Origin of the sequence: Gandjariella thermophila (assembly GCF_005405885.1) — a bacterium.
Taxonomy (GTDB): domain Bacteria; phylum Actinomycetota; class Actinomycetes; order Mycobacteriales; family Pseudonocardiaceae; genus Gandjariella; species Gandjariella thermophila.
In genome coordinates, this window is record NZ_BJFL01000044.1 from 21,206 (window position 1) to 32,003 (window position 10,798).

The following is a 10,798-nucleotide window of genomic DNA, read 5'->3' on the forward strand; positions in this document are numbered from 1 at the left end:
GCGATGACGAGCACGGGAACACGCCGGGGCGAAGCACCCCATGCGCACCCGGGGCGGAGCCGGGGTTGACGATGGCGGGAGTGGCCGAGGGGAAGGCGGCCGGCGTGACCGGCCGGGTGCTCGTCGTGGACGACGACGTCACCGTGCGCGACGTGGTGCGCCGCTACCTGGAGCGGGCCGGGCACGAGGTGCGGCTGGCCGGTAACGGCGAGGAGGCGCTGCACCTGGCCGAGACGATCCGGCCGGACCTGGTCGTGCTCGACCTGATGCTGCCCGGCCTGGACGGCCTGGAGGTGTGCCGGCGGCTGCGGGAAAGCTCCGCGGTCCCGGTGGTGATGCTGACCGCGCTCGGCGAGGAGGAGGACCGCATCCTCGGCCTGCGACTCGGCGCCGACGACTACGTCACCAAGCCGTTCAGCCCGCGCGAGCTGGCGCTGCGGGTCGGTTCGGTGCTGCGCCGCGCGGTGACCGTGCCGGCGCCAGGCGCGCGGCCCGCCCGCGAGCTGGTGGACGGTGACCTGCGGGTCGACCCGGCCGCCCGGCTGGCCCTGCTCCGCGGCGTGGAGCTGCCGCTGACCAGCAGGGAGTTCGACCTGCTCGCGTTCTTCCTGGCCCACCCCGGTACCGCGTTCACCCGCACCGAGCTGCTGGAGCGGGTGTGGGGGTGGGACTTCGGCGACCACTCCACGGTGACCGTCCACGTGCGACGGTTGCGGGAGAAGGTCGAGGACGAGCCGAGGCGGCCGAGGCGGATCAGCACGGTGTGGGGCGTCGGCTACCGCTACGACCGGCAGGGGTGAGCGGGATGCTCGTCGAGGTCCTGCACGTCCTGCCGTACGCGGTGGCGTTCTCGCTGCCGGTGGCGCTGGCCGGCGCGCTGCTGCTGCACCGGCTGCACCGGCGGTCGCTGGCCACCGCGATGACCGTCCTGGTGCTGGTGCCGCTGGTGGCCACGTTCGTCGGGGTGCTCGGCGTCAGCGGATTCATGTTCACCCCGATGCTCACCACGACGCTGCTGGTCTGCCTGCTGGTCGCGGTGGTCACCGTGCCCGCCGCGGTGCTGCTCGGCCGGGGCATCGCCCGGCGCAGCGTGTGGGAGCGGGAGGCCAGGGCCCGGGAACGGGCCGCCGAGCAGTCCCGGCGCGAGCTCGTCGCGTGGATCAGCCACGACCTGCGCACCCCGCTGGCCGGGATCCAGGCGATGGCCGAGGCACTGGCCGACGGCGTGGTCGGCGAGCCGGCCGAGGTCGCCGACTACGCGAACCGGATCCGCGCGGAGACCCGCCGGCTGTCCGCGATGGTGGACGACCTGTTCGAGCTGTCCCGGATCACCATGGGCGCGCTGCGGCTGACCATGTCCGCGGTGCCGTTGCAGGACGTGGTGAGCGAGGCGGTGTCCGCGGAGGCGGCGACGGCTCGCAGCAAGGGCGTCCGGTTGCACGCCGAGGCGAGCACCTGGCCGGTGGTGCTGGGCAGCGACCCCGAACTGGCCAGGGTGGTGCGCAACCTGCTGGCCAACGCGATCCGGCACACCCCGCCGGACGGCACGGTGGCGGTGCGGGCCGGGGCCGAGGGCGGCGAGGCGTGGCTGCGGGTGGACGACGGCTGCGGCGGGATTCCCGAGCACGAGCTGAGCCGGGTGTTCGACGTGGCGTTCCGCGGCACGGCGTCGCGGACGCCGGAGCAGCCGGAGACGGGTTCGGCCGGCCGGGCCCCGGAGCGGCGCGACGCCCGCCCGGCCGGCGCCGGGCTGGGGCTGGCCATCGCCCGCGGGCTGGTCGAGGCGCACCGCGGGCGGATCGAGGCGCGCAACCACGGCGGCGGCTGCCGCTTCGAGGTTCGCCTACCGCTCGCCGCCTCCGGCTGACCCCGGCCAGGCTCAGCCGACGGTCGCCGGGTCGCGCATCGGGTCGGTGGCGAGCGCCGCCACCCCTTCGGCGAAGGCGACCGTGGCGCGGAACCCGAGCAGCCGGCGGGCCCGCTCCGGGTCGGCGACGATGTGCCGCACGTCCCCGGGACGGGCTCCGCCGACCACCTTCGGCGCCGGGCCGCCGTGCGCGCGGGCGAGTTCGGCGGCCAACTCGCCGACCGTGTGCGGCTCACCGGAGCACACGTTGACCGCGGTGAGACCGCCCGCCGGCGGTTCGGTCTCCACCGCGAGCGCGTTGGCCAGCGCGACGTCCCGGACGTGCACGAAGTCCCGCCGCTGCCGGCCGTCCTCCAGCACGGTGGGCGCCTCACCGCGGCGCAGCGCGGACCGGAACAGCGAGGCCACCCCGGCGTACGGGGTGTCCCGCGGCATCCGTGGCCCGTACACGTTGTGGTACCGCAACGCCCACACCGCGCCGCCGGTCTGCCTGGCCCATGCCGCGGCCAGGTGCTCCTGGGCCACCTTGGTGGCGGCGTAGACGCTGCGCGGTTCCAGCGGCGCGTCCTCCGGCACCAGCAGCGGCTGCAGCGCGCCGCCGCATTCCGGGCACGGCGGCTCGTACCGGCCGGCGGCGACGTCCTCGGTCCGGCGCGGGTCCGGCCGCAGCACGCCGTGCGCCGCGCACCGGTACCGCCCCTCGCCGTAGACGACCATGGACGAGGCGAGCACCAGCCGCCGCACCCCGGCCGCGTGCATGGCGGCCAGCAGTACCGCGGTGCCGTGGTCGTTGTGCAACGTGTACCGCGGCGCGTCGGACGGGTCGAGGCCGTGCCCGACCACGGCGGCCTGGTGGCACACCACGTCCACGCCGGGCAGCAGCGCGGCGAGCAGATCGGCGTCCCGGACGTCGCCGACCACGAGTTCGTGCCGCCGGCACCACGGCGGCGCCTGCGGACCGCCGTGCGCCTCCGGCAACAGGTTGTCCACCAGCGTCGGCCGGTGGCCTCGGTCGGCGAGCAGGTCGGCCACGTGCGAGCCGACGAACCCGGCCCCTCCGGTGATCAGGATGCGCACGTTCCGCACGCTAGGCCGCCGGGTGGCTGGCCGTCCCGCAACGGCGCGGCGACGTCACCGAACCGTCAGGTTTCCTCGCGGTGCCCGGGGCGCGGCGGCGCCGATCGCGTCGCTCCGACGGCGCCAGCGTCATACCAGGTCAGCCGGTTCCGAAAGGGGCGGGCAGGGCGTCTCCGGTTCCGGGGTCCGGCTAACGTGGCGCGCATGGAACGCAGCGCTCAGCGGCTCGGCCGGGCCCTCATCGTGATCGTCGACGACCGGGTGGCCCACGGCGAACACGAGGACTCCACGGGTCCCCTGGTCACCGAACTGTTGGAGGAGGCGGGTTTCATCGTCGACGGCACGGTCGCGGTCGCCGGCGAGACGGTGGACATCCGGAACGCGTTGAACACGGCGGTGATCGGCGGCGTCGACCTGGTGGTGACGGTGGGTGGGACCGGGGTGTCGCCAAGGGACGTCACCCCGGACGCCACCCAGGGCGTGCTGGACCGGGGCATCCCGGGCATCGCCGAGGCGTTGCGGGCGTCCGGCCTCGCGGCGGGCGCCGTGGACGCCGGGATCTCGCGCGGCCTGGTGGGCATCTCGGGCAGCACCCTGGTGGTGAACCTGGCCGGCTCCCGCGCCGCGGTGCGGGACGGCATGGCCACGCTGTCCGCACTGGTGCCGCACGTGATCGAGCAGCTCTCCGGGCTGGAAAGCTGATCCCGCCGCGGATCCCGCCCGCGGAGTGCCGGAGGGCACGCGCCGGCCGTCGCGGCCAGGTCGGACCCCACGGGCCCCGCGGCCGTCCACCGCGGGGCCCTCACTCGCTGCGGCACCATGGTGAGGTGACCGAATCCGAGCGTGAACGGCGGAGGCGGCGGGTGCCGCGCTCCCGGCTCGCCGACGTGTTCGGCGACGTGCTCCCGGACACCACCTCCGACGAACGGGAGCCGGAGACTCCGTCCCGCGCCGCGGACGACTGGTACCGGGAGAACCGGCCGCCGCACCACGACCGGGACTGAGCCCGCGGCGCCGCGTCACCCAGCCGGACCGATCCGCGTGCCGGATCAGTCGTCGCCCGCCGTGTCGGACCCCGAGGCGGTACCGGCACCGGAGCCCGACCCGGAACCGGATTTCGAGGCGGCACCGGACGTCGACGCGGTGTCGGACCCCGGGGTGGAACGGGAGGCCGGGGCGAAACCGGACCCCGAGGCGCTACCTGCTGAGCGCGAGTCGGCGGCGGACCCCGAGGTGGTAGCCGAGCCGGAGGCGGCGCCGGCCGAGCCGATCTGACCGTCCTTGAGCAGGTCGCGGATCTCCTTGAGCAACTCGACGTCGGTGGGCTCCGCCGGCCCCTTCTCCTCGCCGCGCCTGCGCCGCTCCCGCAGCTTGTTCATCGGCAGGACCAGACCGAAGTAGACCACCGCCGCGATGATCAAGAAGTTGATCGCCGCGTTGATCACGCCGCCGACGTCGACGAACGTCGCGTCGTTGCCGGGCAGCACCCGGAAGCCCAGCCCGTGCACGGCCTGGTTGCCCCCGAGCGTGTTGATGAACGGCTTGATGATGCCGTTGGTGAACGCGGTGACGATCGCGGTGAACGCGGTGCCGATCACCACCGCGACGGCCAACTCGATGACGTTGCCGCGGGAGATGAAGTCCTTGAAGCCCTGGAAGCTCTTGAGCACTGCCAGCCCCTTCGTATGGCCCAACCGATAGACCCCGTTCGGGTCAGCCGCTAGCGGAGGGTAACGGTTACCGGTTGGCCCAGTGCGGCGGTCGCCACCCTGGTCGCCTCGGATCGGGTCAGGGCCACGACGACCAGCCTGCCGTGCTCGCCCGGACCCGATCCGGCCGGTCGCACGGTCAGTACCACCGCGTCGGTGGCCAGCACCGAGCCGCGCCGCTCGCCGTCGTCCAGGGCGATCACGTCGACCCGGCTGCCCGGGCGGAGCAGGTCCGCGACGCCGGCGTCGGCCAGCCGCACCGGTACCGCCGCTGCCGAGGGATCGCCGCTGGACACCCGGGTGTTCTCCGGACCGAGAAGGCGGACGTCGGTGATCGGCTCGCCGGCCCTGGCCGGCCCGACGAGCACCCGGCCCACGGCGGCGGACGGCTCCCGCAGCGCGCCCGAGGGCACCGCGTCCCTGGGCAGCGTGGCCGGCCGCACGTCCTCGGGCGCGAGCAGGGCGCCGGGAGGCAGGTCGTGCGCGGCGACGAGTAACGCGGCGCTGGCCCCGGCCGCCGCCGGGGCGGGAGCCGGGCGCAGCGCGAGCACCGCCGCGAGCAGCGTCAGCAGGGCCGCGGCAATCCGGCGCAGCGCCAGCGAGCGCGCCCATCCCAAGCGCTGACGGCGGCCGACCAGCCGCCGCAACCGCTCGCCTGCCACCGCCGGTCGCCGCGCGGCGTTCCCGGTGTCCATCGTCGCCCCCTGTGCCCTCCTGCGGCGCCCGCGGATCGGGTGCCGGCGTCGGGGCCGACGCTAGGGGTGGCCGGGACGGGGCGGGCCGTTCCGGCCCCGCCCTGTGGACAACCGGTCAGGGTGTGGACAACTGGGGGTCAGGACGCTGCCGCGGACGATGCCGTCGGGGAACTGGTGGAGGATGAGGAGTTCCCGCCGGACGACGAAGGCGACGAGGACGACGACGAGTCGGACTTGCTCGACCCGCCGGAGCCGTTGCTTCCAGTACTCGCCTTCCCGTTCGACTCGGACCCGCTGGCCCGGCTGTCCGTCCGGTAGAAGCCGCTGCCCTTGAACACGATGCCTACCGAGCCGAACAGCTTGCGCAGCCGGCCCGAGCACTCCGGGCATTCGGTCAACGCGGGGTCGGAGAAGGACTGCACCGTCTCGAAGCGGTGGTCGCAGGCGGTGCAGGCGTACTGGTAGGTGGGCACAGTGGGCTCCCTTCGCGGGAATCGCATTGGCACTCGAGGATGGAGAGTGCCAACAAAATGATGCGTCACGCCGTGCCCGCCGTGCAAACGGCGCAGGTAGGTCCCGGGTAGGAGGCCGGAGAGCGGTGCGTCGCGGGCACCGTGGTGGGTGGCTCACCCGGACGTGGCAGGCCGCGGTAGCCCGGTGCCACCACCGCTGCGGCCGCCGGAGTACGCAGTCGCCGCGACGATCAGCCCAGCGGCACCAGGCCCCGCGTCGGGGTCAGCGCGGCGGTCATCAGCACGTCGTGCGGGTCGGAAGGCAGCGCCTCCACCAACTCGTCGTCGCGCACCACGGCGACCAGCGGCGTCCCTGGCTCCACCCGGGTCAGCGAGCGGTCGTAGTAGCCGGCGCCCCGGCCGAGCCGCACCCCGGCCCGGTCCACCGCCAGCGCGGGCACCAGCACGGCCTTGGCCAGCGCGAGCGCCGGCGGGCCCAGGGTCGGGCCGGCCGGCTCGCGCAGCCGGTACCGCCCCAGTCGCAGCGCCTCCGCGCCCTGGTACTCCGCCCAGTCCAGCGGCCCGGCTCCCACCGTCCGGTCGCCGGCCATCGGCACCACCGGAAGCAGCACCCGGTAGCCGGCGTCCCGCAGCACGTCGATCATGGCCAGCGAACCCGGCTCGGTGCCCACCGGCACGTAGCCGCACACCACGTCACCCGGGGCGGCGCCCAGCGAGCCCACCACCCAGCCCACCTGCGCGACCAGCGCCTCGGCCTCCCGCGCGTGCTGCTCGGCCGGCACTGCCTTCCGGGCGGCCTGCAACCGGGCGCGCCAGGTGGTCTTGTCGGACGGCGAGGGCGACAGCGTCACACGACCCGACTGTACGGACGTCGATAGGCTCCGGACACATGAGCCCCTCGAGCGCTTTCCGGACCGCGATCGTGCCCGCCGCCGGCCTGGGCACGCGCTTCCTGCCGACCACCAAGGCGGTGCCCAAGGAGCTGTTCCCGGTGGTGGACACGCCAGGGATCGAACTGGTCGCAGCCGAGGCCGCGGAGGCGGGCGCCAGCCGCCTGGTGATCGTCACGTCACCCGGCAAGGACGCGGTGGCCGAGTACTTCCGCCCGCAGCCGGACCTGGAGGCGACCCTCGCCGACCGGGGCAAGGAGGCGCTGCTGGAGAAGGTCCGCAGGGCGTCGACGCTGATCGAGGTGGAGACCGCGATCCAGGAGCGCGCCCTCGGCCTCGGCCACGCGGTGGGCTGCGCCGAGCCGAACCTCACCGGCGACGACGAGGCCGTCGCGGTGCTGCTGCCGGACGACCTGGTGCTGCCCACCGGCGTGCTGATCAAGATGGCCGAGGTACGTGAGCGGTTCGGCGGCAGCGTGCTGTGCGCGTTCGACGTACCGCGCGAGGAGATCTCCCCGTACGGCGTGTTCGATGTGGACCCGACCGACGACGAGGACGTCAAGCGGGTCAAGGGCATGGTGGAGAAGCCGAAGCCGGAGGAGGCCCCGTCCACCTTCGCCGCGGCCGGGCGGTACCTGCTCGACCGGGCCGTGTTCGACGCGCTCAAGCGGATCTCTCCGGGGGCGGGCGGCGAGCTGCAGCTCACCGACGCCGTGGCGCTGCTCATCTCCGAGGGACATCCGGTACACGTCGTGGTGCACCGAGGTGGTCGACACGACCTCGGCAACCCGGGCGGATTCCTCCGTGCTGCGGTTGACTTCGCTCTCGAGCACCCGGACTACGGCGCGGACCTGCTGCGGTGGTTGCGGGAGCGGATCGGCAACCCCTGAGTCCCGAGCAGCGAGGTCGACGGCATGAGGTCAGTGGACGAGCAGCTCCGCCGAGTTCTCGCGGCCGCGGTCCGGCCGGCACCCGTGCGGGTGGCCATCTCCGAGGCGCAGGGCCTGCTGTGCGCCGAGGAGGTGGTCGCCGAGCGACCGCTGCCCGGCTTCGACCAGGCCGTCGTCGACGGGTACGCGGTGCGCAGCGTGGACGTGCAGGGTGCGGCGGAGAAACCGGTGCGGCTTCCGGTGGTCGGCGAGATCCCGGCCGGTTCCCGGCAGCCCCGCCGGCTACAACCCGGCCAGGCCGTGCGTGTGGCCACCGGAGCGCCGCTGCCCACCCTGGCCGATGCCGTGGTGCCGCTTGGCTTCACCGACGGGCATCTGGCCCGAGTGACCGTGCAGCGCCCGGTGCCCTCCGCCGCGTTCGTCCGGCGGACCGGCGAGGACGTGCAGACCGGTGACGTGGTGGTGCGCCGCGGCACCACGATCGGCGCCGCGCAGGTCGGGCTGCTCGCCGCGGTCGGCAGGGACAAGGTGCTGGTCCACCCCAGGCCCCGGGTGTCGATCATCTCTGTCGGCGAGGAACTGCTCGACGTGGACCGCACCCCCAGCCAGGGCCAGATCTACGACGTCAACTCCTACGCGCTGGCCGCCGCGGCCAGGGACGCCGGCGCGGAGGTCACCCGGGTCGGCATCGTCAGCACCGACCCATCCCGGCTGCGCGAGGTGGTCGACGGCCGGCTGCTGCTGTCCGAGATCGTGGTGATCGCGGGCGGCGTCGGCGGCTCAGCCGGCGAGGAGGTCCGCGCCGCCCTCGCCGACCTCGGCGAGATGGACACCACCCGGGTCGCCATGCACCCCGGTTCGGTGCAGGGCTTCGGCCGGCTCGGCCCGGACGCGGTGCCCACCTTCCTGCTGCCCGGCAACCCGATGAGCGCGCTGGTCGTGTTCGAGGTGCTGGTGCGCCCGCTGATCCGCTGCGTGCTGGGCAAGAAGCACCCGCAGCGCAGGGAGGTCAGCGCGCGACTGCTGTCTCCGACCTCGTCCACCAAGGGCCGGCGCGGTTTCCTGCGCGGGCAACTGCTCCGCGACAGCGACAACGGTGAGTACCTGGTGCAGCCGCTGGGTACCTCCGGCTCGCACCTGCTCGCCTCCCTGGCCGAGGCGAACTGCCTGATCCTGGTAGAAGAGGACACCACCGACGTCATGGCGGGAGAACAGGTCAGGGTCAGCTTTCTTGCGCAACGTGGTTAGGACGACGAACCGATGAGCCACACGGCGGGCGGTGTGGCCTGGCCGGAGGAAGGCGGCGGTCGTGGGGCCGGCTGGGGCCGGCATCCCGGTTGGCCGGCCCGGTTGGGTCCGCTCCGGGTACCTGCCGGCACGGTCGAGCTGCGACCGCCCAGGCTGTTCGACGGCGGCGCGTGGAGCCGCATCCGGGTGCGCGACCGGGCCCACCTGGAGAACTGGGAGCCGACCTCGCCGGGCGGCTGGGCGGAACGCAACGCGGTGCTGGCCTGGCCGGGGCAGTGGTCGTCGCTGCGTGGCATGGCCCGGCGCGGCCACGCGCTGCCGTTCATGGTGCTCGTCAACGGGACGCTGGCCGGCCAGGTCACCGTGGGAAACATCGTGCGTGGCTCGCTGCGGTCCGCCTGGATCGGCTACTGGGTGGGCAGCCACTGTGTGGGCGGTGGCGTGGCCACCGGTGCGGTGGCGCTGGTCGTGGACCACTGCTTCGCGCGCGCCGGCCTGCACCGGCTGGACGCCACGGTGCGGCCGGAGAACACGCCGAGTATCCGGGTACTGACCAAGCTCGGGTTCCGCCAGGAGGGGCTGTTCCGCCGCTACCTGGACGTCGCCGGCGCGTGGCGGGACCACCTGTGCTTCGCGATGACCGCCGAGGAGACCGGCATGGGGTTGGTCGCCCGTTTGGTCGAGCAGGGTCGCGCCCAGATGCCGTAAATCCCCCCAGTCGAGACCGTGTCGGGACCTTGCGTTAGCGGCGCGCCTACGACACTGGTGTGACTGGTGTGACTAACGTGGCGCCCGCTTGGAGGGAGCGCTGGTGGCCGGGGGAGGTGACGGGCGATGCCCAGCTCGTTGATCATTGTCGCGCTCGCCGTCGCCTGGCTGATGATTCTCGTTCCGATGATCGCCCGCCGGCGCCAGGAGGTGGCGAAGACCGCCGACTCCGCGCTGGCCGCGAGAGTCGTCCGCAGTGGCAGCACGGTGAGCGTCGCCAAGGAGGAGTTCGACGTGGCGGACACGGCCCGGGCGGGAACCGACCGCGCCGGCGAGCACTACCGCGACCAGCGCCGCCGTGCGCGCCAGCCGGTCGACATCGAGCCGCCCGACGACGAGGAGGACGACGCCGACTACGAAACCCGCCCCTACCGGCCCGGCCGCGGCGGGTTCGACCCGAGGGCGGCCGCGGCAGCGGCCCGCGCCAAGTACGCCTTCCGCCAGCGAGTCGTGCTGTTCCTGCTGTTCACCGCGGTGGCCACCGCGCTGTTCGCGGCCTTCGCCATGCCCGTGGCGTGGTGGGCGCACGGCGCGGACGATCTGCTCCTGGTGTGCTATCTCACCTACCTCCGCCGGCAGGTGCGCATCGAGGAGGAGATCCGCCAGCGCCGGCTGGCCCGGTTGGCCGCGGCCCGCCGCCGGCAGGCCGCCGAGGAGCAGGTCGACGCGGTGCCCGCGCCCGTCGACGAGGACGGCACGGTCACCAGGCTCACCGTCGCCGCACCGCACCGAAGCAGGCCGGACACGCCGAACCTGGTGGTCGTCGAGATCGACGACGAGGACCCGGCCTTCGAGGAACTGCAGAGCGTCCGGGAGATGCCCTACCGCCGGGCCGCGGGCGAGTAGGGGGCCGCCGGAACACCCCGCGGCCACTTGATATGCTCTCTCCCGCAACCGAACACGGGGCTGTAGCGCAGTTGGTAGCGCGTCTCGTTCGCATCGAGAAGGTCAGGGGTTCGACTCCCCTCAGCTCCACCAAATTAGTCATTGCACGAACACCTTCCTTGGTGGCCCTGGCTGGCGGGTTTTCGCTGGTCAGGGCCTTGTTTGTGTGTGCTGTGTCCGGGTTGGTGCGGGGTTGGGGGATGCGGTAGGCGGGGACGACGCGGTCGGGCCCTGTGATGATGACTCTGGCGATGGGGGTTTCGATCAGGGCTTTGCGGATCTTGTCGCTGCCGGCG

General features: G+C 73.7%; 12 protein-coding genes, 1 tRNA gene and 1 pseudogene. 9 read left to right on the top strand and 5 right to left on the bottom strand.

The features are described from left to right. The first annotated feature begins 71 nt into the window (after nucleotides 1–71). Both FFT21_RS25300 and FFT21_RS25305 read left to right on the top strand, forming a co-directional pair. The gene (locus FFT21_RS25300; RefSeq protein WP_137816444.1) at nucleotides 72–800 is read left to right on the top strand and encodes a response regulator transcription factor; all 729 of its coding nucleotides are present in this window, start codon (nucleotides 72–74) and stop codon (nucleotides 798–800) included. A gap of 5 nt (nucleotides 801–805) precedes the next feature. After that, nucleotides 806–1,867, top strand: a complete 1,062-nt coding sequence (locus FFT21_RS25305) for a sensor histidine kinase (protein WP_137816429.1) — start codon at nucleotides 806–808, stop codon at nucleotides 1,865–1,867. 12 nt (nucleotides 1,868–1,879) lie between these two features. Here FFT21_RS25305 and FFT21_RS25310 read toward each other — a convergent pair whose 3' ends face one another. After that, nucleotides 1,880–2,944: an NAD-dependent epimerase/dehydratase family protein gene (locus FFT21_RS25310; RefSeq protein ID WP_137816430.1), complete on the bottom strand. Its 1,065-nt coding sequence runs from the start codon at nucleotides 2,942–2,944 to the stop codon at nucleotides 1,880–1,882. Nucleotides 2,945–3,148: 204 nt separating this feature from the next. On the opposite strand from FFT21_RS25310, the gene FFT21_RS25315 reads away from it, so the two are divergent. Together FFT21_RS25315 and FFT21_RS29000 are read left to right on the top strand one after the other, a co-directional pair. Further along, nucleotides 3,149–3,646, top strand: coding sequence for a MogA/MoaB family molybdenum cofactor biosynthesis protein (locus FFT21_RS25315; RefSeq protein ID WP_137816431.1), 498 nt, complete (start codon nucleotides 3,149–3,151; stop codon nucleotides 3,644–3,646). Between the two features lie 125 nt (nucleotides 3,647–3,771). After that, the gene (locus FFT21_RS29000; RefSeq protein WP_153816587.1) at nucleotides 3,772–3,948 is read left to right on the top strand and encodes a hypothetical protein; all 177 of its coding nucleotides are present in this window, start codon (nucleotides 3,772–3,774) and stop codon (nucleotides 3,946–3,948) included. Between the two features lie 267 nt (nucleotides 3,949–4,215). Here FFT21_RS29000 and mscL read toward each other — a convergent pair. The 4 genes and pseudogenes from mscL to FFT21_RS25335 all read right to left on the bottom strand — a co-directional run. Further along, nucleotides 4,216–4,614: pseudogene (gene mscL, locus FFT21_RS30060) on the bottom strand (large conductance mechanosensitive channel protein MscL); the annotation flags it as partial. Between the two features lie 50 nt (nucleotides 4,615–4,664). Then, nucleotides 4,665–5,348: a Flp pilus assembly protein CpaB gene (cpaB, locus tag FFT21_RS25325; protein ID WP_225978750.1), complete on the bottom strand. Its 684-nt coding sequence runs from the start codon at nucleotides 5,346–5,348 to the stop codon at nucleotides 4,665–4,667. A 137-nt stretch (nucleotides 5,349–5,485) separates the two neighbouring features. Continuing rightward, nucleotides 5,486–5,821 (bottom strand): FmdB family zinc ribbon protein, encoded by a 336-nt coding sequence (locus FFT21_RS25330; RefSeq protein ID WP_137816433.1) that lies wholly within the window; start codon nucleotides 5,819–5,821, stop codon nucleotides 5,486–5,488. A gap of 230 nt (nucleotides 5,822–6,051) precedes the next feature. After that, complete coding sequence (locus FFT21_RS25335; RefSeq protein WP_137816434.1) at nucleotides 6,052–6,672, bottom strand: 5-formyltetrahydrofolate cyclo-ligase; 621 nt, start codon at nucleotides 6,670–6,672, stop codon at nucleotides 6,052–6,054. Between the two features lie 38 nt (nucleotides 6,673–6,710). On the opposite strand from FFT21_RS25335, the gene FFT21_RS25340 reads away from it, so the two are divergent. The 5 genes from FFT21_RS25340 (at nucleotide 6,711) to FFT21_RS25360 (ending at nucleotide 10,595) form a co-directional block, all read left to right on the top strand. Continuing rightward, the gene (locus FFT21_RS25340) at nucleotides 6,711–7,601 is read left to right on the top strand and encodes a UTP--glucose-1-phosphate uridylyltransferase (protein ID WP_137816435.1); all 891 of its coding nucleotides are present in this window, start codon (nucleotides 6,711–6,713) and stop codon (nucleotides 7,599–7,601) included. 24 nt (nucleotides 7,602–7,625) lie between these two features. Continuing rightward, a complete protein-coding gene (gene glp, locus FFT21_RS25345; protein ID WP_137816436.1) occupies nucleotides 7,626–8,849 on the top strand; it encodes a molybdotransferase-like divisome protein Glp in 1,224 nt (407 codons plus the stop codon). Nucleotides 8,850–8,861: 12 nt separating this feature from the next. Continuing rightward, entirely contained in the window at nucleotides 8,862–9,557 is a 696-nt protein-coding gene (locus FFT21_RS25350) for a GNAT family N-acetyltransferase (protein WP_137816437.1), read from the top strand. A gap of 126 nt (nucleotides 9,558–9,683) precedes the next feature. After that, nucleotides 9,684–10,463, top strand: coding sequence for a divisome protein SepX/GlpR (gene sepX, locus FFT21_RS25355; protein WP_137816438.1), 780 nt, complete (start codon nucleotides 9,684–9,686; stop codon nucleotides 10,461–10,463). 56 nt (nucleotides 10,464–10,519) lie between these two features. Continuing rightward, nucleotides 10,520–10,595: transfer RNA gene (locus tag FFT21_RS25360), tRNA-Ala, on the top strand. The last annotated feature ends 203 nt before the right edge of the window (nucleotides 10,596–10,798 follow it).

What these genes read in the sequence shown, in the direction of transcription:
- FFT21_RS25305 (WP_137816429.1), top strand. Translation starts at nt 806, where the DNA reads ATGCTCGTCGAGGTCCTGCACGTCCTGCCGTACGCGGTGGCGTTCTCG.
- sepX (WP_137816438.1), top strand. Translation starts at nt 9,684, where the DNA reads ATGCCCAGCTCGTTGATCATTGTCGCGCTCGCCGTCGCCTGGCTGATG.
- FFT21_RS25315 (WP_137816431.1), top strand. Translation starts at nt 3,149, where the DNA reads ATGGAACGCAGCGCTCAGCGGCTCGGCCGGGCCCTCATCGTGATCGTC.
- FFT21_RS25340 (WP_137816435.1), top strand. Translation starts at nt 6,711, where the DNA reads ATGAGCCCCTCGAGCGCTTTCCGGACCGCGATCGTGCCCGCCGCCGGC.
- FFT21_RS25350 (WP_137816437.1), top strand. Translation starts at nt 8,862, where the DNA reads ATGAGCCACACGGCGGGCGGTGTGGCCTGGCCGGAGGAAGGCGGCGGT.
- cpaB (WP_225978750.1), bottom strand. Translation starts at nt 5,348, where the DNA reads ATGGACACCGGGAACGCCGCGCGGCGACCGGCGGTGGCAGGCGAGCGG.
- FFT21_RS25300 (WP_137816444.1), top strand. Translation starts at nt 72, where the DNA reads ATGGCGGGAGTGGCCGAGGGGAAGGCGGCCGGCGTGACCGGCCGGGTG.
- glp (WP_137816436.1), top strand. Translation starts at nt 7,626, where the DNA reads ATGAGGTCAGTGGACGAGCAGCTCCGCCGAGTTCTCGCGGCCGCGGTC.